Origin of the sequence: Phyllobacterium calauticae, from assembly GCF_019991125.1 — a bacterium.
Lineage (GTDB): Bacteria > Pseudomonadota > Alphaproteobacteria > Rhizobiales > Rhizobiaceae > Phyllobacterium > Phyllobacterium calauticae.
The window spans coordinates 48,451-73,174 of the sequence record NZ_JAGENB010000001.1; the positions used below are offsets into that span (position 1 = coordinate 48,451).

Genomic DNA, 24,724 nt, shown 5'->3' on the forward strand with positions numbered 1-24,724 from the left:
TTCGGGAATCAATTTGACAATCAGCATAGCGAGATGCTTGCGATAGCACCAACATCGTGAAACAAGCAGGGCCATGAACTACCGTCACGCCTATCACGCCGGCAATTTCGCCGATGTCGTCAAACACATTATCCTGACGCGGATTGTGCTCTATATGCAGCGCAAGGACCATGGCTTTCGCGTCATCGATACCCATGCGGGTATCGGCCGCTACGATCTGAAGGGAACGGAAGCGGGCAAGACAGGCGAATGGCAGAGCGGCATCGGCCGCCTGCTCGAGGCTAAACTGGATACGGATGTCGGCGGTCTCATCCAGCCCTATCTGGATATTGTCCGCGCCGAAAATCCCGATGGCGCCATCCGCCACTATCCCGGCTCGCCGCTGATCGTGCGGCATTTGCTGCGCAAGCAGGACCGGCTGTCGGCACTCGAACTGCATCCCGACGATGCCCGGCTCCTTGCCGAGCTGTTCGAAGGCGACGTGCAGGTGCGCGTGACACAGCTGGACGGCTGGCTGGCACTGGGCGCCCACCTGCCGCCCAAGGAAAAGCGCGGCCTCATCCTCGTCGACCCGCCGTTTGAAATCGGCGGCGAATTCGACCGTCTGGCGGAAGGCCTGGTCAAGGCGCACCGGCGTTTCGCCGGCGGCACCTATGCCTTCTGGTATCCGGTCAAGGACCGGCAGGAAGTGAAGCGTTTCGCCTCCCTCCTGCACGATACCGGCATTCCCAAAATCCTGCGCGCGGAGCTGATGATTCGAGCGCCCTCGCCGGAACCGCGGCTGGATGGCACCGGCATGATCATCGTCAATCCGCCTTTCACGCTGGAGGGCGAGCTGCGCAGCGTTTTCCCGGCGTTGTCAAAAGTCCTCAGTGACGGGCAGAATGCCAGTTTCACCGTCGATTGGATCCGCGGCGAGCAAGTTGGTGCTTGACCGCGCGCACCGGCTGTCCGACATTGGTCGCAAATCGATACCTCATGGAGAGTGACCCCTATGGCACGCGTTTCCACCCTTCTCGCCACGACCCTTGGCGCTGCACTGGCAATTTCGTCCGCCGTTCCGGCGTTTTCCGCCGATTACCTGCAACGCGCGCCCAGCCAGACCTATGACGATACCTGCGGCAAATCCGGCGTCCTCAATCGCATCGTCAACCGGTTCTCCTATCAGGTGCATCACGTTCCGGGCCTGCAGCAGGTGGCGATCCAGGATTTCAGCGACGTTCATCAGCAGCGCTATGAGCCGAGCCGCAATCCGGAAATGTCCGCCGTCCCGCGCTATTATTGCCAGGCGACCGCCCATCTCTCCGATGGCAGGCAGCGTCCGGTCTGGTACGTGGTCGAAGAAGGCTTGGGTTACGCTTCCATCGGCAACAATGTCGAGTTCTGCGTGGCCGGGTTCGACCGCTGGAACGTTTACAATGGCAGCTGCCGCAGCCTGAAATGATCCGTGACCGCTGATGCAGTTCGGCAGCCTGGCGCGCTACGCCCTGTTTGCAGCGCTTCTCGGCGTGTCGGTACTGACCTATCTGCGTGAACAGCAGCCGCGCGAAAGTCTTGTTCCGCAACAGACGCCCGAGGTGATTGCCGCGGGCGAACGCCAGACAACCGGCGCGCCCGCCGCACCCGTACCGGCAGGCAGCGGTTTTGATTTCTACGTTCTCGCATTGTCCTGGTCGCCCAGCTATTGCGCCGCCGAGGGCTCGAATGCCAACAGGCAGCAATGCTCGACCGGGCGCCCCTACGGCTTCGTCGTGCATGGGCTCTGGCCGCAATATGAACAGGGCTATCCGCAGGACTGCACCACCGACGAGCCGCGCGACGTGCCGTTCAGCCAGGCCAGGCAGATCTCCGACATCATGCCGTCCGCCGGGCTCGTCACCTATGAATGGCGCAAGCACGGCACCTGCACCGGATTGACGCAGAAAGACTATTTTTCCGTGATGCGGCAGGCGGTATCGCGCGTCGCCATCCCGTCCGCCTACAGCCAGCCCACCCAGCGGGCGCCCGTCAATCCGCAGCTTGTCGAACAGGCCTTTGTGGCGGCCAATCCGGGAATGACGCGGGATGCGGTCTCCGTCACCTGCGACAGCACATACCTGCGCGAGGTGCGCGTCTGCCTGACCAAGGACCTGCAGTTCCGCAGCTGTCCGGAGGTTGACCGCTCCTCCTGCCGCCGACGCTCCGTCGACATGCCGGGAACGCGGTAGCCTAGAGGGGGGTGTTGTCAATCTGATCTGACCGCTTTGCGAAAACCCGCCGGGCGTTTACCGTTCGCCATCGAATCGTCAACCGAGGAGCGTCATCGTGACGAAAGTTCTGTATTCCCCCGCCTCGCCCTACAGCACCAAGGTGCGCATGGCTGCCCATTATGCCGGCATTCCGATTGAAAGTGTCCTCGTGGACACCAATTCGGCCCCGGCCGAACTGATCAACGCCAATCCGCTCGGCAAGATTCCGACACTCATTCTCGACGATGGCAAGGCGCTCTACGACAGCCGCGTCATCACCCAGTATTTCAACCGCGTGTCGGGCAACAAGATTTTCCCGCGCAATGCCGAAAAGCGGCTGGAGGCGGAACAGCTGGAATCCGTTGCGGACGGCCTGTGCGATGTGCTGCTTGCCCATGTCTATGAGCGGCGTTTTCACCCAGAAGAAAAAATCCATCAGCCGTGGCTCGACTGGCAGTGGGCCAAGGCGATCCGCGTGCTCGACTATCTCAATGCGGCGCCGCCGCGCCTCGGCAAGAAGCTGCATGGCGGCCATATCGCGCTGGCCGCCGCCCTCGCCTATGCGACCCTGCGGTTCGAAGGCAAATGGGAAAAGGGCCGTTCGAAACTCAAGCGCTGGCAGAAGCGGTTCGAAGAACTGCATCCCGAGCTTGCGGCGCTTCTGCCGAAGTGAATCCGGAACAACAAAAAAGCCGGGCAGTTTCCTGCCCGGCTTTTTCTGGAGGTCAAGTCCAGATTAGAACTTGTAGCCAACACCAACGCGAACTTCGTTCGTGGTGATCTTGTTCGATACGCTGTCGATGCCGCCCAGATCATAGTCCTTCTTGCCAAAGTCGGTGTAGCGATATTCAACGCGACCAACGATGTTCTGGGTGATCTTGGCTTCCGCACCGGCACCGGCTGTCCAGCCGACGTGCGTCTTGCTTTCGCTGCCCAGAGGACCGGACAGCTTGCTGTCGGTAATGGCAACACCGCCTGTACCGTAGAGCAGGACCGGATCAAGAGCGATACCGGCACGGGCACGGATAGAACCTTCTACGCCCTGCTTGGCCTTGTAGCCGAAGTTGTTTTCCTTGGCACCGGAGTAGCCGATGTCGCCTTCAGCACCGTATACGAACTGGCCGTTCTGCAGGTTGTAGCCGCCGTAAGCGCCACCCTTCAGGCCGTCGGCATCGAGCTTGCCAACACTGGTCTTGTTCTTGTTCCAGCCATAACCGCCGTAAACACCGAGATATGCACCGGACCAATCGGCCTGGGGCGCCTGGTACGCAGCTTCAGGCGCAGGAGCCTGTTCGGTGATGACGTCAGCAGCGAGAACTGGGGCGGAGAGCGTCAGCACAGCCGCCGAAGCGAGGATCATTGTCTTAAGAGTGCGCATGGCAATCTCCTTTTTTTAAACTCTTCTACACGGAGCGGGCACTTGGTCGGGGGGATAAACCAAAATTTGCGTCCGCTGAACGAGAGGAACATTCGCTTCTCATTGTGGCGGCACTCGCGCCAGACTGTGAAAAGAAACTGTCGAGAAAATGGCAGAAATGCGATGTGTTCATTATGCAACATTTTGAATTAGCCAATGATTTCAACGATGTAAAAATAGTACGACAAAATAGATTTTACGAAATATTTGAGAAAATTTTATTGAAAAGTCCGCAATCCGCCAGTTTCAATATAGTATACTTAACCGATACTTAAACTCTGCATTATGCTTGCATTTTTCAGCCGATTTTCGTGGCTATACGCACCTTCATCTGGCGAAAATGCCATGAATGAGATGAACAACTGGAATTTCTCATTTGTCAGTGCAGATGCCGCCAAACCCTCGCGCTTTGCCGATATCCTCCCTATATTCAGGCCAATATTCGAGCATGAATCGCAGGACTGGGAGAGCCATTTGCACAGAGATAAGACCGTTGCCCTTGTCACAGGCGGCGCAAGGCGCGTTGGTAAGGCGATTGTAGAGAATCTTGCCGCCAACGGTTTTGCTGTGGCTATTCATTGCAATCATTCGCTCGAAGAGGGCCAGGCCCTGCTGCGTGCAGTAGAGGCGGCCGGCGGCACCGCGGCGGTGGTCCAGGCGGATCTGACCGACGGCGACGCGGTTCGCGGCCTGATCGGCAGCGCCGAGGATGCGCTCGGTCCGGTGGAAATTCTTGTCAACAATGCGTCGATCTTTCACGACGACGGGTTCGGCAATTTCGACGACCACGTCTGGGACAGGCATTTCGCCGTGCATGTGAAGGCCCCGGTCCTGCTGGCGGATGCGATGAAATCGGCGCTTCCCGACGGGGAGAACGGCCTCATTGTCAATATTATCGACCAGCGCGTGTGGCGGCTCACGCCCAAGTTCACCTCCTACACCCTGTCGAAGGCCGCATTGTGGGCCGCGACCCAGACCATGGCGCAGGCGCTGGCCCCGCATATCCGGGTCAATGCCATCGGTCCGGGCCCGACCATGCAGGGCGAACGTCAGGAGAGAATCGATTTTGAACAACAAGTTGACGGCCTGCTGTTGAAACATGGGCCCGATCTGGCAGAATTCGGCAACACGATACGCTATCTCTGGCAGACGCGCTCCATCACCGGGCAAATGATTGCCCTGGATGGCGGGCAGCATCTGGCGTGGGAGACGCCGGATGTCACGGGAATGGCAGAATGACCAACGCACGCAATCATCCGGCTATCGATCCGGCCCCGCCGCTTTCCCCTGAAGGGAACGCGGAGGATACCGATGTGATGCTGGATGATGACGGTCCGCTCGCCGAGGAAAACAGCGAGCCGATCCGTGACGTCGCCGCGCTGATCAATGCTATCGAATGGGATTCCAGCGTCGAAAGCGATGGGACGAGCGGTGCCGACGTCATCGGCGAACTGGTCAAGCGGCTGCCCAACAAGCCCGGCGTCTACCGCATGTTCAATGGGGACGGCGATGTGCTCTATGTGGGCAAGGCCCGCAACCTGAAGAAGCGCGTTTCCAACTATGCGCGCGGTCAGGGCCACAACAACCGCATCGCCCGCATGATCCGCGAAACCATGAAAATGGAATTCGTCGTCACCCGCACCGAGACCGAAGCGCTGCTGCTGGAAGCGAATCTCATCAAGCGCTTGCGCCCGCGCTTTAATGTTCTGATGCGGGACGACAAGTCGTTTCCCTATATCCTGCTGACGGCGCCCAAGCAGACCGACCGGCGGCTGGCACCGGGCATTTTCAAGCATCGCGGTGCCCGCTCCTCGAAGGGCGATTATTTCGGCCCCTTTGCCTCGGCGGGTGCTGTCGGGCGCACGATCAACGCGCTGCAACGCGCCTTCCTGCTGCGCACCTGCACCGATTCGTTCTACGAAAATCGCACGCGCCCCTGCCTGCTCTACCAGATCAAGCGCTGCTCCGGTCCCTGCACCGGTGAAATCAGCGAAGCGGATTATGACGAGCTGGTCACCGAGACCAAGGCGTTTCTGTCCGGCAAGAGCCAGGCGGTGAAAACCCATCTGTCCGATGCCATGCGCGAAGCCTCCGCCGAACTCGATTTCGAGCGCGCGGCGGTCTATCGCGACCGCCTGTCTGCTCTCTCCCACGTCCAGTCGCATTCCGGCATCAACCCGCAATCGGTTGAAGAGGCCGATGTCTTTGCCATCTACCAGGACGGCGGTACCACCTGCATTCAGGTGTTCTTCTTCCGCACCGGCCAGAACTGGGGCAACCGCGCCTATTACCCCAAGGCCGATTCGTCACTGTCGAGCGCCGAGGTGCTCGGGGCCTTTCTGGCGCAGTTCTACGACGACAAGCCCTGCCCCTCGCTGATCATGCTGTCGGAAACGGTGGAGGATCAGGAGCTGCTCGGCGTCGCCCTGACGGCGAAATCCGACCGCAAGGTGACGATCACCGTGCCGCAGCGCGGCGAGAAGAAGGATCTTGTCGAACACGCGCTCAGCAATGCCCGCGAGGCGCTTGGCCGTCAGCTGGCCGAAACCTCGTCGCAGTCGCGCCTGCTCAAGGGGGTCGCCGAAACCTTCGGTCTGGAAAAAACACCGCGGCGCATCGAGGTCTATGACAACTCCCACATCATGGGCACAAACGCCATCGGCGGCATGATCGTCGCGGGCCCGGAGGGTTTTGTCAAAAACCAGTACCGCAAGTTCAATATCCGCTCGACCGAGATCACACCGGGCGACGATTTCGGCATGATGCGCGAAGTGATCGAGCGCCGGTTCAGCCGCCTCGTCAAGGAACACGGCACACCGGAAAACAAGGACATGCCGGATGCACCGGCGGATGAGGAGATCGATGAATTCGACGAGGAGTCCGATGCCTTCCCCGCATGGCCTGACATCATCCTGATCGACGGCGGTCAGGGCCAGATGAGCGCGGTGCGCGGCATTCTGCAGGAGATGGGGATTGCCGACAAGGTGACGGCCATCGGCGTTGCCAAGGGCGTGGACCGCGATGCCGGGCGCGAGCGGTTTTTCATGGAAGGCAAGCAGTCCTTCACCCTGCCGCCGCGCGATCCCGTCCTTTATTTCCTGCAGCGGCTGCGCGACGAGGCGCACCGCTTTGCCATCGGCACGCACCGCGCCAAGCGCAAGAAGGAAATGGTCAAGAATCCGCTGGATGAGATCGCCGGGATCGGCCCTTCACGCAAACGTGCACTGCTTCATCAGTTTGGCACGGCTAAAGCTGTATCGCAGGCTGCTGTCGAGGATCTGATGAAGGTGGACGGGATATCGGAAGCAATGGCCATCACCATTCGCGATCATTTTCGCACCTAGTTTGGTTTACTTATTGAAATCGGGACACAATTGCGCCCGACTCCGGAATGATGAGCTTGACGTTTGGCGGACAAGCCCGTTTGATCGGCACTGATTTGATTGGTTGGAAATATGCCCAAGAACAACGCCTACTCCTTGCCGAACCTGTTGACCTATGGGCGCATTCTTGCGGTGCCGCTGGTCGTGCTGTGCTTTTTCCTCGAAGGCAGCCTGCAATCCAGCGATGCGGCGCGCTGGGGCGCGCTGGCGATTTTCGCCATTGCCAGCATCACCGACTTCTTCGACGGCTATCTCGCACGCATCTGGAAACAGACCTCGACAATCGGCCGCATGCTCGATCCGATAGCCGACAAACTGCTGGTATCGGCCTGCCTTTTGCTGCTGGCGGCAGACGGAACCATTGCCGGCTGGACGCTGTGGGCGGCGATCATCATTCTTTGCCGTGAAATTCTCGTTTCGGGCCTGCGCGAATATCTGGCGGAACTGAAGGTCAGCGTGCCGGTGAGCCAGCTGGCGAAATGGAAGACGACGATCCAGATGTTTGCCGTGGCCATCCTTTTGGCGGGACCCGCCGGCGACAAGATCGTGCCGCATACCACGCAATTCGGCATCGCCCTGTTGTGGGTGGCGGCCCTCGTGACACTCTATACCGGCTGGGACTATTTCCGTGCCGGCCTCAAACATGTGGTAGACTAGGCTCATGAGCGTAAAACTTGTTTATTTTGCCTGGGTGCGCGAACGGATCGGCAAGGGCGAGGAGATCATCGATCTCGCGCCCTCCATCGTGACCGTCGGCGATCTCCTGAGCCATCTCAAAACCCGCGGCGAGGAATATGAGGCGGCGCTGGAATATCAGGACGTCATCCGCGTGGCCATCAACCAGGAACATGTCGACCACAAGACGCCGATTGGCGGCGCGCATGAGATTGCCCTGTTCCCGCCCATGACCGGCGGCTGAAGCCATGTCCGGCGCGATCAAACCGCGCGTCGCCATCCAGAGCGACGATTTCGATACGGCCGCCGAAATTGCCCGCCTGACATCGGGACGCCATGACATTGGCGCCGTCGTCACCTTCAGCGGGCTGTGCCGGGATGAGGCCGGGACGCTCCAGGCGCTTGAAATCGAGCATTACCCCGAAATGGCCGCCCGCGAAATCACCAGCATTGCCGGCGAAGCGCTCGGCCGCTGGCCGCTGACGGGGCTCACGGTCATCCACCGCTATGGCATGATCCGGCCGGGCGAGAACATCGTGCTGGTCGTGGCTGCCTCCGCCCATCGCCGCGCCGCCTTTGACGCTGCCGCCTTCCTGATGGATTATCTGAAGAATGCCGCCCCCTTCTGGAAGAAGGAACACCTTGTCAGCGGTGCGGCGAGCGGCTGGGTCGAGGCCAAATCGACCGATGCGGCGGCGCTTACGCGCTGGCAGGAGATTGAGAAATGAGACGGCTTGCCATTCTGTCGCTCTTCATCGGCTTCGCCGGCGTGATCGCGCTGTTCGGCCTGTCGTTCAAGGCACACAGCGAAAGCCGCGTGCCTGATATCACCGATGTGAGCTGGCTGGCGGAAGACATCAATGGCGGCGGCGTCATCGACTTCGCCCAGACAACCCTGCTGATCGGCCGTGATGGTGCGGTGAGCGGTTCCGGCGGCTGCAACCGCTTCATGAGCAAGGCTGTGGTCAAAGGCCGCAAGCTCACATTCAAGCCGGCGGCGGCAACGCGCAAACTCTGCCCGCCTGCCCTGATGGATCAGGAACACAAGTTCTTTGCGGCGCTGGAACGCACCCGTTCCTTTTCGGTCGTCGGCGGCAAACTCACCTTGCGCGATGCATCCGGCAAAACCATTGCGCAACTGGCGCGGCAGGACTGAATTCACAGCCCTTTAAAACAAAAAAGCCGGGAAAATCCCGGCTTCTTGCTGTCTCAGCTGAAACAATCAGCCGACGACTTCCGTACCGGAGAACCAGTAGGCGATTTCTTCTGCGGCTGTCTCAGGCGCATCGGAACCGTGAACCGAGTTTTCGCCGATCGACAGGGCGAATGTCTTGCGGATGGTGCCTTCATCGGCATTGGCCGGGTTGGTGGCGCCCATGACTTCGCGGTTGCGGGCAATGGCGTTTTCGCCTTCCAGAACCTGGACGATGGTCGGTGCGGAGGACATGAATTCAACGAGTTCGCCGAAGAAAGGACGTTCCTTGTGAACGGCGTAGAAGCCTTCGGCTTCGCGGCGGCTCATCCAGACGCGCTTGGAAGCAACAACACGAAGACCAGCCTCTTCCAGCTTCTGTGTGATGGCACCGGTCAGGTTGCGGCGCGTCGCGTCGGGCTTGATCATCGAGAAAGTGCGTTCAATCGCCATGGAATAAAACCTTGTCGTTAGGGGAATTGGATGGCGGCTCTATAGCGTCAGGCAGCCCCTTTGCCAAGGGGCTGTGCCGAGAAACAGGCAATGGCATGGTGCGTGGTTCGACAGGCTCACCATGAGGGCGGTGGTTTGATTGCAAAGCTCATCTCAGATGTTGCAGAATATGGCTCGCTGCAATCCTCAATCTCCCTCATGGTGAGCCTGTCGAACCACGCACAACCCTGATGCCCAAATTGCAGACCTATTCAGCAGCGCTGATCTCGCGGGCAATGCCGCCATGCAGATCGAGGCAGCGCTCGAACCAGTCATGCACCGGATCCTTCTCATCCAGCAGCTTGAACGGCGTCAGCACCCGCACCCACTGGAACGCGCCAAACACGATGTAATCGCTGAACAGCGGGCCCTCGCCGCCGATGAACGGCTGCGACAGCAGCATCTTGCGCAGGGGTTCGAGGCTCTTGGTGAAGGCGTCGTGCCTGGCGTCACGTTCGGCAGCCACCTCCTCCAGCGGACGGCCGAAGATTTTCTCGCGGCTTTCGCGGAAATAGGCCTGGTTCGGCGCATCGAGAATATCGTGCACCGGCATGAGGATGACGAGATTCAGATAGGGATGCAGCGTCATCTGCGACCAGCCCTCGACGAAGCGGGCCATGGCCCGGCCACCCTCGCCCTTGAACAGCGACGGCCGGTCGGGATAGGTGTCTTCCAGATACAGGGCGATCTCGAAGGAATCCGCCACCCGCTTGTCGCCATCGCGGATGATGGGAACCTTTGGTGAGAACGCGCCTTCGAGCGCCGGAATTCCCTTGAACGACACGCGATTGCGGTTGAACGGCAGGCCCTTATGGGCCAGCGACATCACGGTTTTCCAGCAATGCGGGCTGAATGGCCTGTTCAGATCCGTACCGACGAGTTCGTGCAGAATGATTCCCATGGAAAGGCGCCTCTGTTTGGATATTATGGCAGCAAGACTGACGCATTTCGGCAGAAAGTCAATTTGCTGCAACAGTATTTTCGCATGCCCGCCGCTCCGTTCGAACGTGCCCAATCGGACACAGATATCGCCTAACCCCACTTTCCCGCGCAATCGGGCGATATCTGCTGCATGCACGGCTTGCGAAAAGCGCATTTCCCGTGCAAAAGCGCGGCCATGCTTATTCTCAACGACATATCCGTGCGTATGGCCGGACGCCTGCTGATCGATCACGCCAACCTCAACCTGCCGTCGGGCACGAAGGCGGGTCTGGTCGGACGCAATGGCGCGGGCAAATCCACCCTGTTCAAGGTGATCACCGGCGAGATGCCGGCGGAAACCGGCGATTTCTTCCTGCCCAAGAACATCCGCATCGGCCAGGTGGCGCAGGAAGCGCCGGGAACGGAAGACTCCCTGCTTGAGATCGTGCTGGCCGCCGACCAGGAGCGCACCGCCCTTCTCGCGGAAGCCGAAACCGCCACGGACCCGCACCGCATCGCCGAAATCCACATCCGTCTGGTCGATATCGACGCGCATTCGGCCGAAGCGCGCGCCGGTGCGATCCTCTCCGGCCTCGGCTTCGATTCCGAAGCGCAGAAGCGCCCGGCCTCGTCCTTCTCCGGCGGCTGGCGCATGCGCGTGGCGCTGGCGGCCGTGCTCTTCGCCGAGCCGGACCTTCTGCTGCTGGACGAGCCAACCAACTATCTCGATCTGGAAGGCACGCTGTGGCTGGAGGATTATGTCCGCCGCTATCCGCACACGGTCATCCTGATCAGCCATGACCGCGACCTTCTCAACTCGGCCGTCAATTCGATCATTCATCTCGACCAGACCAAGCTGACGCTGTGGCAGGGCAATTACGACCAGTTCGAACGGCTGCGCAGCGAAGCGCTGGAGCTGCAGCAGAAGCAGCGCACCAAGCAGGAAGCGCACCGCAAACATATGGAGGCCTTCGTCGAGCGTTTCCGCGCCAAGGCGTCCAAGGCCAAGCAGGCACAGTCCCGCCTGAAGGCGCTGCAGAAGCTGAAGCCGATTTCGTCGGTGATCGAAGACCATGTGGCGCCGTTCCATTTTCCCGAGCCGGAAAAGGTCGTGGCATCGCCGATCATCGCCGTTGAAAGTGGTGAAGTCGGCTACACGCCGGGCAAGCCGGTGCTCAAGCATCTCAACCTGCGCATCGATGCGGATGACCGTATTGCGCTGCTGGGTTCGAACGGCAACGGCAAGTCGACACTGGCCAAGCTGATCAGCGGACGTCTCGCGCTGCAGAGCGGCCGGATGACGGTGGCGCCGAACCTGAAGATTTCCTTCTTTGCCCAGCACCAGCTCGATGATCTGGTGCCCGAGGACAATGCCATCGAGCATGTGCGCAAGCTGATGCCCGATGCGCCGGAATCCAAGGTGCGCGCCCGCGTCTCGCAGATGGGCCTGGCCACGGTGAAGATGAACACGGCGGCAAAGGACCTTTCCGGCGGTGAAAAGGCACGTCTCCTGATGGGGCTTGCGACCTTCCAGGGTCCGAACCTGCTCATCCTCGACGAGCCGACCAACCATCTGGATATCGACAGCCGTGAAGCGCTGATGCATGCGCTCAACGATTTCGACGGCGCCGTGATCCTGATTGCCCACGACAGGCATCTGATCGAAGCCACCATGGACCGGCTCTGGCTGGTGCGTGACGGTGCAGTTGCGCCCTATGACGGCGATCTCGACGCCTACCGTTCGCTGGTTCTGGCCGATGCCAAGGCCGAGCGCTCCGGCAACAGCAAGATCAACGTCGATGACGGACAGAAGCTGACCAAGGCCGAGCAGCGCAAGCTGTCGGCGCAGAAGCGCGAAGCGCTGAAGCCGCTGCAGAAGAAGATCCAGGAAGCCGATGCCATGGTGCAGCGCTTCCAGAAGAAGATCGAGACCCTGCAGGACCAGCTGGCCGATCCGGTCATCTACAGCCGCGAGCCGGCCAAGGCGACGCAGATCGGCAAGGAAATCGGCTATGCCAAATCTTCGCTCGCCCGGGCGGAAGAGGAATGGCTGACGCTGTCGACCGAATATGAAGAGGCGATGGCCGATCTGTAACGGGAACGTCACCCCTCAGTGCGCGGTGCGTGGTTCGACAAGCTCACCATGAGGGATCTGGGTGGGCTGCAAGGAGCCATATTCTGCAACGCCTGTGACTAGCTTTCAACCAAACCACCTCCCTCATGGTGAGCTGTCGAACCACGAACCACGCACGAGCTATATATGCAACTCTTGTTGAATTGTCTGCCCTGACCCGGTCTTCTAGCATTCTGCCTCAAATGTTGAGAGGCTGGCATGGAGGTCACGGTCTATATTCTGCTGTGCTCGGATGGATCGTATTATACGGGACTGACAAAACAGGAGATTGAAGCGCGCGTTTGGGAGCACAATGCGGGCATTTGCGATGGATACACAAAATAACGCCGCCCGGTCCAACTCGTCTTTACTGAGACTTATGACCGTATCCTTGATGCCATAGCACGGGAGCGGCAAATCAAAGGTTGGTCGCGCGTAAAGAAACAGGCCCTTATTGCGTTGGAATACGAGCGCTTGCCACAACTTTCAAAGAACCATAGCAAAATTTGAGAATCTAAGAGATTGCACTGCCATTGTGCGTGGTTCGACAAGCTCACCATGAGGGAGGTGGGTGGGCTGCAAGGAGCCATATTCTGCAACGCCTGTGACTAGCTTTACAACCAAACCACCTCCCTCATGGTGAGCTTGTCGAACCACGAACCACGCACCATCACCCCTTCTCACCAACGGCAAAAATCGCAAGAGAGGGGATTTGCAGGTCGAAATCCTCCCCTCTCCTGGATTTTCCGGATAATCCGGAACTGTCGCCCGCCCCTCGTCAGGGCGGGCTTTTTCGTGCCGCTACGGCAGATCGGCCGCGAACACCGTCTTCCTGCGCAGCGGCAGGGCAAAACCGGCGATCATGGCGGCAAGGCCGATCATCGTCGAGACCGCAAAGATGATCATCGTCGCGTCGCGCAAGGCTTCGGGGCTTGTTGCCTGGGGATAGCCGGTGGCATTGGCCACCAGACCGGCCACCGCAGCCCCGATGGCGTAACCGGCGGATTGCAGGGTCGGCAGCAGGGCGGAAGCCCGGTCGCGCTCGCCGTCGCGCGCCGATTCCATCACGCTCTGGCTCAAAAAGCCCCAGCTGACCCCGAACCCGGCGCCGATGCTCATCTGGCCGACCAGAACCACACCCGGCAGGTCGGCGGAGAAACCGAGCACGAGAACCGCAAGTCCCGTCACCAGCAGTACCGGTCCGAGCCGGATCATCCGCGACCGGCGGCGCGGGTCCTGCACATTGGCCACCAGAATGGCAATGGTGCTCCACGCGACGGCAAAGCTGGCACTGAACGCACCGGCCATGGTCGGGCCATAACCCCAGAGATTCTGCAGGGTCATGACGAGATAGACCGAGGTGGACGCCTGGGCGACGGGCATCAGCAGCACGATCCACAGGCCGATGCCGACCGTCGACGTCAGGGCAAAGGCATCGGACGGGAACAGCGGCGTGCGGCTGCGGCGGTCAACCGCAACGACGGCAATGAGAACGGCCGCAGCGCCGGCGACACACAGGACTTCCAGCGTCAGCGTCTGCATGATGCCGGCAAGCGCCACCAGCATGATGCCGCCGCCAATCGCCCCCAGCCGCAGGAAAGGCACGGACAGCGGTGCGGCTTCGGCCGCCGAACGCGGCACGATGCGGAAGACCAGCGCAATGAAAATGAACGCCATGGGAACATTGACCAGAAATGCCGCGCGCCAGGATACGGTTTCGGTCAAAAGCCCGGCAACCAACGGACCGCCAAAGGCCGCAATGGCCCAGACGACGGCTTCGGCGCCAAACACTTTTGCCACCAGGCGCGACGGGAACAGGTCGGGAATGAGCGCATAGCAGATGGCGGCGATCACACCCTCGCCCAGCCCCTGCAGGGCGCGGCCGACAAGCACTTCCGTCATCGACGAGGCAAAGGCGGCGATCAGCGTGCCCGCGAGAAAGACGATAGCGGCCCCGACCAATGCCCGGCGCGGGCCGAGCCTGCCCTTCAGCAGCGCGCCGCTGGCACCGCCGACAATGGACAGGACAAGATAGAGCGTGAAGGCCCAGGAAATCAGCTTCAGCCCGCCGATCTCGCGCACCGCCGTCGGCAGGGAGGTGGAAACGAGAAACCCGTTGAAGGCAAACAGCGCCACGCCGAGGCAAAGCGTCGTGGTTGCGGCGGAAAACTGCGGGGTCAGCAGCTCGGACCAGCGGGCATCGCTGGCTGTATCGTCGGGGTCATGCATGGCGTCACCTCAATTAAATAAGTTTTGTGTTTTTATATTCTGCTTAATAAAATAAGCAATCGCTTTTTAAAAAGAATTTTGTTACATTGCCGATATGCAGGATCGAACGACAAACCGCATGCTCTATTCCCTGAAAGTCGCCGGCGCGCAGACCGCCGCGTCCCTGGCGGATCGTCTCGGCATTACCTCCGTCGCGGTGCGACAGATGCTTGGGCGGCTGCATGAGGATGGCCTCGTCGCCTTTGAAGATAGCCGCGAGACCGTTGGCCGCCCGAAACGCTTCTGGCACCTGACCGAGGAAGGCAACGGGCAGTTTCCCGACAATCACGCGGCGCTGACGGCCGATATCCTGGCGTCCGTGTCAGCCGTGTTCGGCGATGCGGGGCTCGACAAGCTGATCGCGCACCGCGAAGCCGCCACGCTCGACCACTATCGCACGGAACTCGCCGACGCGGGCTCCCTCGAGCAACGGGTGCAGCGTCTGGCGGAAATACGCTCCGCCGAAGGGTACATGGCGGAAACCACCCGTGATGCGGCAGGTGTGCTGGTTCTGGTGGAAAACCACTGCCCGATCTGCGTGGCCGCCAGGGCATGCCAGAAACTGTGCCGGTCGGAGCTCGATGTGTTTCAGGCGGCGCTCGGTCCCGATGTCGAGATCAGGCGCTTCGAGCATATATTGAAGGGCGCCCGGCGCTGCGCCTACCGGATCACGGAAAGGCCGGGCGGCAGCCCTCAGCTGGCAATGAAGCTGTAGAGCATCGGGCTCATATAGCCTTTCCCGACGCGCCAATAATCGCGCATCGGCCCGCCCTCGCATTGAAAGCCGAGCCGTTTGGCCAGCCGGATCGAAGCGGTGTTGTCGGGATGGATGATCGCCGTGATGCGATGCGCCTTCAGATGGGCCACGCAGTAATCCATCAGGGTCTTGACCGCCTCGCTCATCAGCCCCTGCCCGTGCCACTCGCGGCGCAGGATGTAGCCGATTTCAAGCCGGTGATTGCTGACCTCGCGGTGATGATAGTTCACCATGCCGATGCACTCGTCCGTGGTCCTGTCGGCCACCGCCCAGGCCATCGAATCGTAGGGGGATGTGGTCTTTGCCAGGATGCGCAGGCATCGCCGCGTTTCTTCCATGGTCGTGCAGGCGGTGAAGCCCCAATACTGCGTCAGCGTTTCGTTCGCGAGGCAGGCGTGCAGCCCGGCTTCATCGCGGCTTTCGAACGGACGCAGACGCAGGCGCGGCGTCAGCAGTGTCGGGCAGGCATTGCTCGGCGACACGATCACCGTCCCCATTTGGGCGCTGGCGGCGTGCTGTTGGGGTTGGCCTTGCGGCGTCCCAGGCGGATCAGGCCGAAAATGCTGACGGCGATCATGGTCAGGCCAGCCGGAACGAAGCGCTTGTCGATGCTCACCGCCCCTTTGCGCAGGACGATATCCACCTGCGCCACTTCGAGGCCATCGGCATCGCCGGGTCCGATCCTGAACGTATAATCACCCGATACCACGGGATCGATATCGCCGATCCGGTCGCGATAGAAACGCGGCCCCTGCGGCGATCCCCGGTTGGCGGCCTGCGCATTGACATAGGAAAGCGTCTTGACCAGCACGTCCCGGCCGTCCCGCGATACGACCGAGGTCAGGGCGGTGCGCGCTTCGGCCGGAATGAAACTGCGCAGCGGCTGCATGTCGGCAAAGATCCGCACCGGGCCATCGCTGGCCTTCAGCGAAACCGTCACGGGCTTGTAGGGGCCGGGCCGGTCAAACACCCGCCACGACCCCAGCTCGCTGCCGGAAAAATTATAGGCGTACCAGGGATAGCCAATTCCAAGCGCCACACCGGCGAGCAGGAGCAACAGCAGCAGCTTGCGCATCTCTCAGGCCTTCTTTTCCCAGCGCCCCTCGGCATTCTGCTGCCAATAGGTCAGCGTGTGCCCCCCGGCCTTCAACTGCTTCCACTGCTCTCGCGCCTGTTCGAGCTGCATCTGGTCGTGCCCGTCGAACATCAGCACCAGCCGTTCATAGGCTTCGACATGCGCCGGAACCGCGCCATCCACCAGAAAGCGCACCGTGGCCCCGTTCGGATTGCCCTCGCCCGTGGTCAATATGACCGGCTGCTCCTCCGGGTGCGGCTCCTGATCCGTGGCATGGGCCAGAAACGACGCATCCGACCAGGTCCACAGATGATTGTCGAGACTGTCGCGCCGCTCCTGCGATCCGGTCTGGATGACCACCTTCCACTGGCGGCTCAGCGAGCGCTCGACCAGACCCGGAAGCGCGTTTTCCAGTGTCGATTCAGTCAGGTGGTAGAAGAGGATTTCGGTCATTGTCTCTCTTGGCTCAAAAACGCGCCAGTGTCACTTCGTTGAAGCAGTCCTTGACCGATTCGTCAAAGAGTGGGTGTCTCGTGGTGCGTGGTTCGACACGCTCACCATGAGGGAGATGGAGGATTGCAGGGAGCCAAGTTCTGCCAGACTGTTCAAACTGCAATATCTCCGTTTAGCCTTACAGCACCACTCTCCCTCATGGTGAGCGTGTCGAACCACGCACCACAGTCTCGTCAGCCTTCGAAATTGTCCTGGACCAGCCGGTCAAGCAGGCGGACGCCGAAACCGGACGCCCACGACTGGTTGTACTCGCTGGCCGGCGTGCCCATGGCGGTACCGGCGATATCCAGATGCGCCCAGGCCGTGTCCCCGACAAACCGCTTCAAAAACTGCGCTGCGATGATGGCGCCGCCAAAGCGGGTGCCGATGTTCTTCATGTCGGCGTTCTTGGTATCGATCAGCTTGTCATATTCCGCGCCGAGCGGCATGCGCCACACTTTTTCGCCGGTCGACTGCCCCGCATCGAACAGCTGCGCCGCCAGCGTGTCGTCATTGGAGAACAGCCCCGCATGCGACTGGCCGAGCGCAACCATGATCGCACCGGTCAGCGTGGCGAGGTTGACCATGAATTTCGGCTGGAAACGCTCGTTGCAATAGTAAAGTGCATCCGCCAGCACCAGCCGGCCTTCCGCGTCGGTGTTGAGCACCTCGATGGTCTGGCCCGACATGGAGGTGACGATATCGCCGGGACGCTGGGCATTGCCGTCGACCATGTTTTCAACGAGGCCGACGATGCCGACCACATTGACCTTGGCCTTGCGGCTTGCCAGCGTGTGCAGGAGGCCGGTGACGGCGGCCGCGCCGCCCATGTCGCCCTTCATCTCGTCCATGCCGGCGGCCGGCTTGATCGAGACACCGCCGGAATCGAACACCACGCCCTTGCCGACGAAGGCGATGGGCGCTTCCTTGCCCTTGCCGCCCTGCCATTCCATGATCGCAAGCCGTGCCGGACGCACCGACCCTTGGGCGACACCGAGTAGCGAGCCCATGCCCAGCTTCTTCATATCCTTGGGGTCGAGAATCTCGACCTTCACATCGAGCTTCTTCAGTTCCTCGATGCGTTCGGCAAATTCAACCGGTCCGAGAATATTGGCGGGTTCATTGACGAGATCGCGCGCCAGGATAACGCCTTCCGCCACGGCTTCGGCATTGGCAAAGGCCTTCTTTGCCGCCTGCGGATCGGCCACGAGAAGGGTGATCTTGGCCGAGGACTTGTCGTCCCGGCTCTCGTCATTCCTGCCCTTCTTCGTCTTGTACTTGTCGAACGTATAGGCGCGCAGCAGGATGCCGAGCGCGAAATCCGCGGCATTTTCACCCGACACGTCCGCATCCGGCAACGCCAGAACCACGGAAACATGCTTGGCCTTGCCGATCTTCGAGAAGGCCGAACCGCCCAGTTTCAGCCAGTCATCGGCTTTCAGCTTGGCCGGATCGCCGGCGCCGACCAGGACCAGGCGGTCAAGCTCGGTGCCGCTGGGTGCAAGCGTGCTCAGGCTCGCTGCAAGTTTTCCCTTGAAATCCGAGACATCGATGATACGCGACAGCAACGCCTGCCCGACGACAGATTCGGCTTCCTGCGCGGCCTTGCCTTCGGCTGCCAGAAGCAAAATTGCGGTTCCGTTTTCGACGGCAGCAAACTTTGCAAAACTGATGGATGGTCGTTTGGACATGATATCTCCAGATTGAACAAATTGTGACTTCCTAATTCATCAAAGTTGATGAATGAAGTGGGTAACGATAGGTATCGGGCGCTAACACCTTGTTAACCAGCTTTCTTCGCCTATTTTTAGCCAAGCCTGACTAGATTGAACATATAACGGGTTCGTCCCATAGTGCGGCAAAATAATGCCATGGATTGCATGGCATACATGAAATGGTCGTTCATCCGTGAGCGGCAAGTCGACAAACAAGGTGGCGGAACTCTTTTGCGAAACATGACATGCGCCTGATTGAGTATTACATCTTGCGACGCATCGTCGTCATGTTTCTGGCAGTCCTCCTGTCAGCGGTCGGCATTACGTGGATCGTCCAGGTCCTCGGCCGCATCAACTTCCTGACCACCAGCGGCCAGAGCTTCTTCTACATCCTGAAGTTCAGCTCCAACCTGCTTCCCGCCGCTTTTCCCGTCGTCATGCCGTTCGCGCTGGTCATTGCCGTGACGCAGACGCTGTCGACGATGAACCAGGATTCGGAACTCGTCGTCATCAACGCCTCGGGCGCGCCGCGCTCCACGGTCATCCGGCCCGTCCTGCTCTTTGCCGTCGTCGTCGCCGGTCTTTCATTCGTCATCGCCAATTTCATCGCCCCGTATTCGCAGATGAGCATGCGGCAGATGCTGGCCGACGCCCGCTCCGACGTGATCAATCTCGTCGTGCAGCAGGGCTCGTTCCAGCGGCTGGACAAGGATCTCTATCTGCAGATTGAAAGCCGCGATGCCAACGGCGCCATCAAGGGCCTGTTCGTGTCCGATTCGCGCGATCCGGTGACCGACCTGCTCTACTATTCGAAGGACGGCCTCGTCGTCGACAAGGGCAACCAGAGCCTTTTGGTCATGAAGGACGGCGAAATCGACCGCCGCGACGTGAAGACCGGCGATGTGTCGATCATCAAGTTCAACACCTATGCTCTTGATCTTGCTGAATTTTTGCCATCGGACGACAAGGACGTCACCATCTTCCCGAAGGATCGTCCGCTGAACTATCTGATGAACCCGGACCCGAACGATACGGTCTATCAGCAGAAACCGCTGCGCTACACCTCGGAGCTGGCCAAACGGCTGACCGACTGGATGTATCCCATCGTTTTCGCCTTCATTTCGCTGGCCGCCGCCGCGGATTCGCGTTCGCACCGGGAGGCGCGCATTTCCGCCTCCTTCACCGCGATCACGTTGAGCCTGATCGTCTTCTGGATCAGCTATTCCAGCGGACAGGCTTCGGAAAAGAATGAAAGCGTCATTCCCTTCCTCTTTGTTTTCCCGGTTCTTGTTACCCTGTCGGCCATCTATGCATTGGCGACGAATCGTCAGATCGGCATGCCGGCAAAGCTGGCCGACTTCTTCAAGAACGGGTTTTCGTCACCACAGGCGGCCCTTGCAGGTGCCAAGACAAAGCTGCTAAATCCCCGCTCCGGACGTGGAGCGCGTGACGAATGATAGGCTGGACACTCGGACGTTACTTCTTTCTCCGCTACGTGACGATCACCTGCTATTTCCTCATGGGAAGTTTTGCGCTCGCCCTCATCCTCGATTTCACCGAGCTGTCGAGCAAGCTGGCCGCCCTGCCGGAATATTCCTCCATTCAGGCATTCGGCCTGTCCGTGATGCGCATTCCCTACATCATGCAGCAGGTGTTTCCGTTCATCGCGCTGTTTTCGGCAATGACCACGCTGATCTCGCTCAACCGGAAATACGAGCTTGTCGTGGCACGCTCCGTCGGCGTCTCGGCCTGGCAGTTTCTCCTGCCCGCCTGCACCGGTGCGTTTTTGTTCGGCCTTCTCGCCGTCCTGATCGTCAATCCCCTCGCCGCCTATGGCTTTGAGAAAAGCGAGGCCGTACAGGCGGCCTGGCGCAGCGGAAAAACCAACGATACAACCGACGATCGCGTGCCGTGGCTGCGCCAGAAAACCGATGAAGGCGAGACCATCATCGGTGCCAAGAATATCGTCAACCGCGGGTTGCGTTTGGTCGATGCTTCCTTCATCCGGCTGGACAAGAACAAGGACATTATCGAGCGTCTCGACGCCAAAACCGCTGACCTGGAAGACGGCTACTGGCAGTTGACGGACGTGACGAAATTCGTGCTGGGCGAGACACCTGTTTCACCGGGCGATGTCCGCATCGCAACGCATCTTCGGCCTGAATTCGTTGAAGAAAGTCTGGCCCGACCCGAGACAATTCCTTTTTTTGAGCTGCGTAACAAAATTGCCGCAGCTCGCTCTTTTGGCTATCCAGCCAATGCTTTTGACATGCATTTCCAGTCTTTGCTGGCTTTGCCTGCCCTTTTAATGGCGATGACCCTAATCGCCGCGACGGTTTCGCTGAAATTTGTTCGCTTTGGCCAATCTGGAACGATGATTCTGGGTGGCGTCCTCGCGGGCTTCGTGCTTTATGTCGTCACAGTTGTGGTCAAGGCATTCGGAAATGCGGGATTCGTTCCGCCTTTCGTTGCCGCTTGGACTCCGGTCCTGATCGCAACTTTTTTTGGGGTCTCCTTTCTGCTTCACAAGGAGGATGGTTAGAGTGGGATTGAATGTAACGCGCTCGGTGTTGCCGACGTGGCTCGCACGGCTTATGTGCGGGACGGCCGTGCTATGCCTTGCAGGCGGGATTTCGTTCCCGGCCTTGGCCCAGACAAATGATGCCCTCGCAGGTAATTTCAAGACGAATCCGAATGCGCAGATGCTGCTGGAATCGGATGAACTCGTCTATGATATCAATGCCAAGACGATTTCGGCCGTCGGCGGCGTGAAGATCGAATATGACGGCAACCGCCTCGTTGCCCGTCAGGTCACCTATGACCAGAAGACCGGCCGCCTGAAGGCCGTCGGCAAGGTCGAGATCGTCGAAAAGGACGGCAACCGCATCTATGCGGAAAATCTCGATGTCACCGATGACTTCAAGGAAGGTTTTGTCAACACGCTGCGCGTCGAGGCTGCGGATAACACGCGCTTCGCGGCGGAAAGCGCCGAACGCATCGGCGGCGAAATCACCAAGTTCAACAACGGTATTTATACCGCCTGCGAGCCCTGCCGCGACAAGCCGGGCAAGGCCCCGCTCTGGCAGGTGCGCGCCCAGAAGATCGTCTGGAACGGCAAGAACAAGACCATCCGGTTCGAACGCGGACGCTTCGAGCTGTTCGGCATGCCCCTGGCCTTCCTGCCGGCGTTTGAAATCGCCGATCCGACCGTGAAGCGCAAAAGCGGCTTCCTGATGCCGAGTTACAGATACGAGACGAATCTCGGCTATGGCGTCAGCGTTCCCTATTTCTGGGCGCTCGCACCCAATTATGACCTGACCCTGACCGGCACCGGCTATACGAAGCAGGGCTTCCTGGCCGACGCGGAATGGCGCCATCGCCTGGAAAACGGCGAGTACAGCATCCGTGTCGCCGGCATCAGCCAGCAGAAGCCCGGTGAGTTCGACGCGACTAACGATCAGGAAGACCACGACAATACCGGCCGTGGCATGATCGGTTCCAAAGGTGCTATTCACATCAACCCGCGCTGGACCCTCGGCTGGGATGCGATGGTGCAGTCGGACAAGGCCTTTGCCTATCGCTATGGCCTCGAGGGCTATGCGGAGTACAACAAGACCGACCAGATCTACCTGACCGGCCTGCATGACCGGAACTATTTTGACGTGCGGCTCTACAAGTTTCACGTTCAGGAAGGTTACTCGGATTCAAACTCGGCTTCGTCTGAGAACAAGCAGCCCTGGGTTCTGCCAAGTCTCGACTATGCCTATATCCCCACCCAGCCTCTTGCCGGCGGCGAGTTGAACTTCAACTTGAACGTGCAGGCGCTGTATCGCGACAAGGAAGATGGCACGGCGTCGACAGGTCTGACACGCTCCGGCTATCTCTCGGGCATCAAGGGCAATGACGGCCGTATCACCGGCGAAGTCGAGTGGAAACGTACATTCATTACCGATAGCGGCCTTGTCCTGACACCCATTCTCGCGCTGCGCGGCGATGGCATGTATGTCGACTCGAATTCCGTTGGCGTCACCCGCGACCAGGCCTTCCGCGGCATGGCAACCGCCGGGCTCGAAGCCAAATATCCGATCCTGTTCACGGCAGCCAATTCAACCCATGTGCTTGAACCGACGGCACAGCTCTTTGTCCGCAACAACGAGCCCTATGCCGGCCAGATGCCGAACGAAGATGCGCAAAGCTTTGTCTTCGATGCATCAAGCCTGTTCGAACGGGACAAGTTCTCGGGTTACGACCGCGTCGAGGGCGGCACACGCGCCAATCTGGGTATTCGCTATTCCGGCACGTTCAACAACGGCCTGTCGCTCAACGGTATTGCCGGTCAATCGTTCCAGCTTGGCGGCATGAATTCCTTTGCCTCGCAGGATTTTGTCAATGCGGGCGCGGAGTCGGGACTGGAAACAGCACGTTCCGACTATGTTGCGATGATCGGCGCCAACTACGGCGCCTATACGCTGACGACGGGCGGCCGCTTCGACAAGGATACGTTCGAGGTTCATCGTGCCGAAGTCGCAGCGACGGGCGCCGGCAAATACGGTTCGGTTTTCGGGAAATACGCATTCATCGGCGCTCAGCCCACCTATGGCTTCACCGAGGACAGGCAGGAAGTCACCCTTGGCGGCACGGCCAAACTGACACCGAACTGGCGTCTTCTCGGCTCGGGCACCTACGATATCGTGCATGACACGCTGGTGAAGCGTACGGCAGCGATTGCCTATGACGATGAGTGCTTCACCTACCAGATGTACTATACGCAGCAACGGCCCATCACCAGCACTGGTACGGCCGGCGACACGACAACGACGTACGGTTTCCAGATTTCCTTCCGTACGCTGTGGGAATTCGGCAAGCCTGTCGATATTGGCGGCATTTGATTATTTCTTTTCAACTGGCCGCCCTTGCGGCCAGTCATGCTTTTGCCTTAGTAAAACGGCAATAAGACGGAAATGAATCTCACAGGAATGGATTTTACCGGTCATTTTTGTCAAAATGGTCAAAAGAGATCCATAATGATCGGATAATGTGGAACATGATGGTGAGGAAGCACATTCTTGCGGCAGCGATTGTTACCGCTTTGGGCTCGGGCCTGGCGGCCGGCGTTTCGCTGCCTGCCCAAGCGAGCGACGTCAAGGTAATCGTCAACGGAATGCCGATTACCGATTATGACATTGCCCGGCGCGCGGCCTTTCTGAAGCTGCAGCACAAGAAGGGCAACTTGCCGCAGATGGCGCGGGAGGAACTCACCGACGACATGTTGAAACGCCAGGAAATGCGGCGGCTGAACATCGTCGTTTCCGACACCGAAGTGAATCAGGCCTTCGAGCGCTTTGCCACCAACAACAAGATGACCCTTGCCCAGCTCACCGGTGTCCTCGACAAGGCCGGTGTGACTGCCGACCATTTCAAGGAATATATCCGCCTGCAGATGGGCTGGGGCCGTGCCCTCAGCACCCGCAACCGGTCGCAGGGCGGCAGCCGCGTGTCCGAGCAGGATGCCGTGCAGCGTATGCTGAAGGACGGCGGCAAGAAGCCCGTCTCAACCGAATTCACATTGCAGCAGGTCATTTTCGTTGTTCCGGCCGCCGATCGCGGCAACATCGCCAAGCGCCGCAACGAGGCCAATGCGCTGCGCGCCAAGTTCAATGGCTGTGACTCAACGCGCGATATGGCCAAGGGCATACTGGACGTGACCGTCCGCGATCTCGGCCGTTTCGTCGAACAGGAACTGCCGCCGGAATGGTCGAAGCAGGTCACCGCCACCTCCGCCGGGCACGCGACCACCACACTCGACACCGACAAGGGCGTCGAATTCCTCGGTGTCTGCGCAACGCGCCAGCTTTCCGATGATCGCGTCGCCCGCCTTGTTTTCTCGCAGGAAGCGGCAGCGGCCAACCAGAAGCCCGATGCCACGGCGGAAGCGGTCAACAAGCAATATCTCGATGATCTCCGGAAAAAGGCATCCATCGTCAATCGATGATGGT

The 24,724-nt window shown here is 59.8% G+C and carries 24 protein-coding genes and 1 pseudogene; 17 read left to right on the forward strand and 8 right to left on the reverse strand.

Going from position 1 to position 24,724, the window contains the following annotated elements:
• The first annotated feature begins 73 nt into the window (after positions 1-73).
• The 4 genes from J1W56_RS00380 (at position 74) to J1W56_RS00395 (ending at position 2,901) form a co-directional block, all read left to right on the forward strand.
• The gene (locus tag J1W56_RS00380; RefSeq protein ID WP_223611219.1) at positions 74-934 is read left to right on the forward strand and encodes a 23S rRNA (adenine(2030)-N(6))-methyltransferase RlmJ; all 861 of its coding nucleotides are present in this window, start codon (positions 74-76) and stop codon (positions 932-934) included.
• 60 nt (positions 935-994) lie between these two features.
• Positions 995-1,444, forward strand: coding sequence for a hypothetical protein (locus tag J1W56_RS00385; RefSeq protein ID WP_223611220.1), 450 nt, complete (start codon positions 995-997; stop codon positions 1,442-1,444).
• Between the two features lie 13 nt (positions 1,445-1,457).
• Positions 1,458-2,207 (forward strand): ribonuclease T2 family protein, encoded by a 750-nt coding sequence (locus J1W56_RS00390; RefSeq protein ID WP_223611221.1) that lies wholly within the window; start codon positions 1,458-1,460, stop codon positions 2,205-2,207.
• A gap of 97 nt (positions 2,208-2,304) precedes the next feature.
• Positions 2,305-2,901: a glutathione S-transferase gene (locus tag J1W56_RS00395; protein WP_223611222.1), complete on the forward strand. Its 597-nt coding sequence runs from the start codon at positions 2,305-2,307 to the stop codon at positions 2,899-2,901.
• 63 nt (positions 2,902-2,964) lie between these two features.
• Here J1W56_RS00395 and J1W56_RS00400 read toward each other — a convergent pair whose 3' ends face one another.
• The gene (locus J1W56_RS00400; RefSeq protein WP_223611223.1) at positions 2,965-3,606 is read right to left on the reverse strand and encodes an outer membrane protein; all 642 of its coding nucleotides are present in this window, start codon (positions 3,604-3,606) and stop codon (positions 2,965-2,967) included.
• Between the two features lie 513 nt (positions 3,607-4,119).
• On the opposite strand from J1W56_RS00400, the gene J1W56_RS00405 reads away from it, so the two are divergent.
• The 6 genes from J1W56_RS00405 to J1W56_RS00430 all read left to right on the forward strand — a co-directional run bounded on the left by J1W56_RS00405 (position 4,120) and on the right by J1W56_RS00430 (position 8,859).
• Entirely contained in the window at positions 4,120-4,884 is a 765-nt protein-coding gene (locus J1W56_RS00405; protein WP_223611224.1) for an SDR family oxidoreductase, read from the forward strand.
• A 77-nt stretch (positions 4,885-4,961) separates the two neighbouring features.
• Positions 4,962-6,989 carry an excinuclease ABC subunit UvrC gene (gene uvrC, locus J1W56_RS00410; RefSeq protein WP_223612359.1) on the forward strand — a complete coding sequence of 676 codons (2,028 nt, stop codon included), beginning with the start codon at positions 4,962-4,964 and terminating at the stop codon, positions 6,987-6,989.
• A 111-nt stretch (positions 6,990-7,100) separates the two neighbouring features.
• On the forward strand, positions 7,101-7,685 hold the full coding sequence (gene pgsA, locus J1W56_RS00415) for a CDP-diacylglycerol--glycerol-3-phosphate 3-phosphatidyltransferase (protein WP_223611225.1): 585 nt from the start codon (positions 7,101-7,103) through the stop codon (positions 7,683-7,685).
• Between the two features lie 4 nt (positions 7,686-7,689).
• On the forward strand, positions 7,690-7,947 hold the full coding sequence (gene moaD, locus J1W56_RS00420) for a molybdopterin converting factor subunit 1 (RefSeq protein ID WP_130269087.1): 258 nt from the start codon (positions 7,690-7,692) through the stop codon (positions 7,945-7,947).
• A gap of 4 nt (positions 7,948-7,951) precedes the next feature.
• Positions 7,952-8,431: a molybdenum cofactor biosynthesis protein MoaE gene (locus J1W56_RS00425; RefSeq protein ID WP_223611226.1), complete on the forward strand. Its 480-nt coding sequence runs from the start codon at positions 7,952-7,954 to the stop codon at positions 8,429-8,431.
• Positions 8,428-8,859 (forward strand): META domain-containing protein, encoded by a 432-nt coding sequence (locus J1W56_RS00430; protein WP_223611227.1) that lies wholly within the window; start codon positions 8,428-8,430, stop codon positions 8,857-8,859. The genes J1W56_RS00425 and J1W56_RS00430 overlap by 4 nt, the downstream gene beginning before the upstream one ends.
• Before the next feature lie 66 nt (positions 8,860-8,925).
• Here J1W56_RS00430 and ndk read toward each other — a convergent pair whose 3' ends face one another.
• Both ndk and J1W56_RS00440 read right to left on the reverse strand, forming a co-directional pair.
• Positions 8,926-9,348, reverse strand: a complete 423-nt coding sequence (ndk, locus tag J1W56_RS00435) for a nucleoside-diphosphate kinase (RefSeq protein ID WP_077114036.1) — start codon at positions 9,346-9,348, stop codon at positions 8,926-8,928.
• Positions 9,349-9,595: 247 nt separating this feature from the next.
• Positions 9,596-10,288 carry a glutathione S-transferase family protein gene (locus J1W56_RS00440; protein ID WP_223611228.1) on the reverse strand — a complete coding sequence of 231 codons (693 nt, stop codon included), beginning with the start codon at positions 10,286-10,288 and terminating at the stop codon, positions 9,596-9,598.
• 216 nt (positions 10,289-10,504) lie between these two features.
• Here J1W56_RS00440 and J1W56_RS00445 point away from each other — a divergent pair, with 216 nt between their 5' ends.
• Together J1W56_RS00445 and J1W56_RS00450 are read left to right on the forward strand one after the other, a co-directional pair.
• The gene (locus J1W56_RS00445; protein ID WP_223611229.1) at positions 10,505-12,403 is read left to right on the forward strand and encodes an ABC-F family ATP-binding cassette domain-containing protein; all 1,899 of its coding nucleotides are present in this window, start codon (positions 10,505-10,507) and stop codon (positions 12,401-12,403) included.
• 237 nt (positions 12,404-12,640) lie between these two features.
• Positions 12,641-12,931, forward strand: a pseudogene (locus J1W56_RS00450) (GIY-YIG nuclease family protein).
• 291 nt (positions 12,932-13,222) lie between these two features.
• Here the strand turns inward: J1W56_RS00450 and J1W56_RS00455 are convergent.
• Positions 13,223-14,650: an MFS transporter gene (locus J1W56_RS00455; protein ID WP_223611230.1), complete on the reverse strand. Its 1,428-nt coding sequence runs from the start codon at positions 14,648-14,650 to the stop codon at positions 13,223-13,225.
• Between the two features lie 118 nt (positions 14,651-14,768).
• Between J1W56_RS00455 and J1W56_RS00460 the strand changes: the two genes are divergently transcribed.
• Positions 14,769-15,404 (forward strand): helix-turn-helix transcriptional regulator, encoded by a 636-nt coding sequence (locus tag J1W56_RS00460; RefSeq protein ID WP_223611231.1) that lies wholly within the window; start codon positions 14,769-14,771, stop codon positions 15,402-15,404.
• Here the strand turns inward: J1W56_RS00460 and J1W56_RS00465 are convergent.
• From J1W56_RS00465 to J1W56_RS00480, 4 genes are all read right to left on the reverse strand, one after another.
• Entirely contained in the window at positions 15,383-15,928 is a 546-nt protein-coding gene (locus tag J1W56_RS00465) for a GNAT family N-acetyltransferase (RefSeq protein WP_223611232.1), read from the reverse strand. The two genes, J1W56_RS00460 and J1W56_RS00465, sit on opposite strands and share 22 nt — an antisense overlap.
• 2 nt (positions 15,929-15,930) lie before the next feature.
• Complete coding sequence (locus J1W56_RS00470) at positions 15,931-16,521, reverse strand: hypothetical protein (protein ID WP_223611233.1); 591 nt, start codon at positions 16,519-16,521, stop codon at positions 15,931-15,933.
• 3 nt (positions 16,522-16,524) lie between these two features.
• On the reverse strand, positions 16,525-16,974 hold the full coding sequence (locus J1W56_RS00475; protein WP_105735768.1) for a DNA polymerase III subunit chi: 450 nt from the start codon (positions 16,972-16,974) through the stop codon (positions 16,525-16,527).
• Between the two features lie 233 nt (positions 16,975-17,207).
• Positions 17,208-18,704, reverse strand: coding sequence for a leucyl aminopeptidase (locus J1W56_RS00480; RefSeq protein WP_223611234.1), 1,497 nt, complete (start codon positions 18,702-18,704; stop codon positions 17,208-17,210).
• A gap of 269 nt (positions 18,705-18,973) precedes the next feature.
• On the opposite strand from J1W56_RS00480, the gene J1W56_RS00485 reads away from it, so the two are divergent.
• The 4 genes from J1W56_RS00485 to J1W56_RS00500 all read left to right on the forward strand — a co-directional run bounded on the left by J1W56_RS00485 (position 18,974) and on the right by J1W56_RS00500 (position 24,720).
• A complete protein-coding gene (locus J1W56_RS00485) occupies positions 18,974-20,185 on the forward strand; it encodes an LptF/LptG family permease (protein ID WP_223611235.1) in 1,212 nt (403 codons plus the stop codon).
• Positions 20,182-21,270, forward strand: a complete 1,089-nt coding sequence (gene lptG, locus J1W56_RS00490; protein WP_223611236.1) for an LPS export ABC transporter permease LptG — start codon at positions 20,182-20,184, stop codon at positions 21,268-21,270. The genes J1W56_RS00485 and lptG overlap by 4 nt, the downstream gene beginning before the upstream one ends.
• Position 21,271: 1 nt before the next feature.
• Positions 21,272-23,617, forward strand: coding sequence for an LPS-assembly protein LptD (locus J1W56_RS00495; protein WP_223611237.1), 2,346 nt, complete (start codon positions 21,272-21,274; stop codon positions 23,615-23,617).
• 155 nt (positions 23,618-23,772) lie between these two features.
• Entirely contained in the window at positions 23,773-24,720 is a 948-nt protein-coding gene (locus tag J1W56_RS00500) for a SurA N-terminal domain-containing protein (RefSeq protein ID WP_223611238.1), read from the forward strand.
• Positions 24,721-24,724: the final 4 nt, after the last annotated feature.

What these genes read in the sequence shown, in the direction of transcription:
- J1W56_RS00390 (WP_223611221.1), top strand. Translation starts at nt 1,458, where the DNA reads ATGCAGTTCGGCAGCCTGGCGCGCTACGCCCTGTTTGCAGCGCTTCTC.
- J1W56_RS00500 (WP_223611238.1), top strand. Translation starts at nt 23,773, where the DNA reads ATGATGGTGAGGAAGCACATTCTTGCGGCAGCGATTGTTACCGCTTTG.
- J1W56_RS00460 (WP_223611231.1), top strand. Translation starts at nt 14,769, where the DNA reads ATGCTCTATTCCCTGAAAGTCGCCGGCGCGCAGACCGCCGCGTCCCTG.
- J1W56_RS00400 (WP_223611223.1), bottom strand. Translation starts at nt 3,606, where the DNA reads ATGCGCACTCTTAAGACAATGATCCTCGCTTCGGCGGCTGTGCTGACG.
- J1W56_RS00470 (WP_223611233.1), bottom strand. Translation starts at nt 16,521, where the DNA reads ATGCGCAAGCTGCTGCTGTTGCTCCTGCTCGCCGGTGTGGCGCTTGGA.
- J1W56_RS00455 (WP_223611230.1), bottom strand. Translation starts at nt 14,650, where the DNA reads ATGCATGACCCCGACGATACAGCCAGCGATGCCCGCTGGTCCGAGCTG.
- J1W56_RS00425 (WP_223611226.1), top strand. Translation starts at nt 7,952, where the DNA reads ATGTCCGGCGCGATCAAACCGCGCGTCGCCATCCAGAGCGACGATTTC.
- ndk (WP_077114036.1), bottom strand. Translation starts at nt 9,348, where the DNA reads ATGGCGATTGAACGCACTTTCTCGATGATCAAGCCCGACGCGACGCGC.
- J1W56_RS00430 (WP_223611227.1), top strand. Translation starts at nt 8,428, where the DNA reads ATGAGACGGCTTGCCATTCTGTCGCTCTTCATCGGCTTCGCCGGCGTG.
- uvrC (WP_223612359.1), top strand. Translation starts at nt 4,962, where the DNA reads ATGCTGGATGATGACGGTCCGCTCGCCGAGGAAAACAGCGAGCCGATC.
- J1W56_RS00440 (WP_223611228.1), bottom strand. Translation starts at nt 10,288, where the DNA reads ATGGGAATCATTCTGCACGAACTCGTCGGTACGGATCTGAACAGGCCA.
- J1W56_RS00380 (WP_223611219.1), top strand. Translation starts at nt 74, where the DNA reads ATGAACTACCGTCACGCCTATCACGCCGGCAATTTCGCCGATGTCGTC.
- J1W56_RS00480 (WP_223611234.1), bottom strand. Translation starts at nt 18,704, where the DNA reads ATGTCCAAACGACCATCCATCAGTTTTGCAAAGTTTGCTGCCGTCGAA.
- moaD (WP_130269087.1), top strand. Translation starts at nt 7,690, where the DNA reads ATGAGCGTAAAACTTGTTTATTTTGCCTGGGTGCGCGAACGGATCGGC.
- pgsA (WP_223611225.1), top strand. Translation starts at nt 7,101, where the DNA reads ATGCCCAAGAACAACGCCTACTCCTTGCCGAACCTGTTGACCTATGGG.
- J1W56_RS00485 (WP_223611235.1), top strand. Translation starts at nt 18,974, where the DNA reads ATGCGCCTGATTGAGTATTACATCTTGCGACGCATCGTCGTCATGTTT.
- J1W56_RS00475 (WP_105735768.1), bottom strand. Translation starts at nt 16,974, where the DNA reads ATGACCGAAATCCTCTTCTACCACCTGACTGAATCGACACTGGAAAAC.
- J1W56_RS00385 (WP_223611220.1), top strand. Translation starts at nt 995, where the DNA reads ATGGCACGCGTTTCCACCCTTCTCGCCACGACCCTTGGCGCTGCACTG.
- J1W56_RS00445 (WP_223611229.1), top strand. Translation starts at nt 10,505, where the DNA reads ATGCTTATTCTCAACGACATATCCGTGCGTATGGCCGGACGCCTGCTG.
- lptG (WP_223611236.1), top strand. Translation starts at nt 20,182, where the DNA reads ATGATAGGCTGGACACTCGGACGTTACTTCTTTCTCCGCTACGTGACG.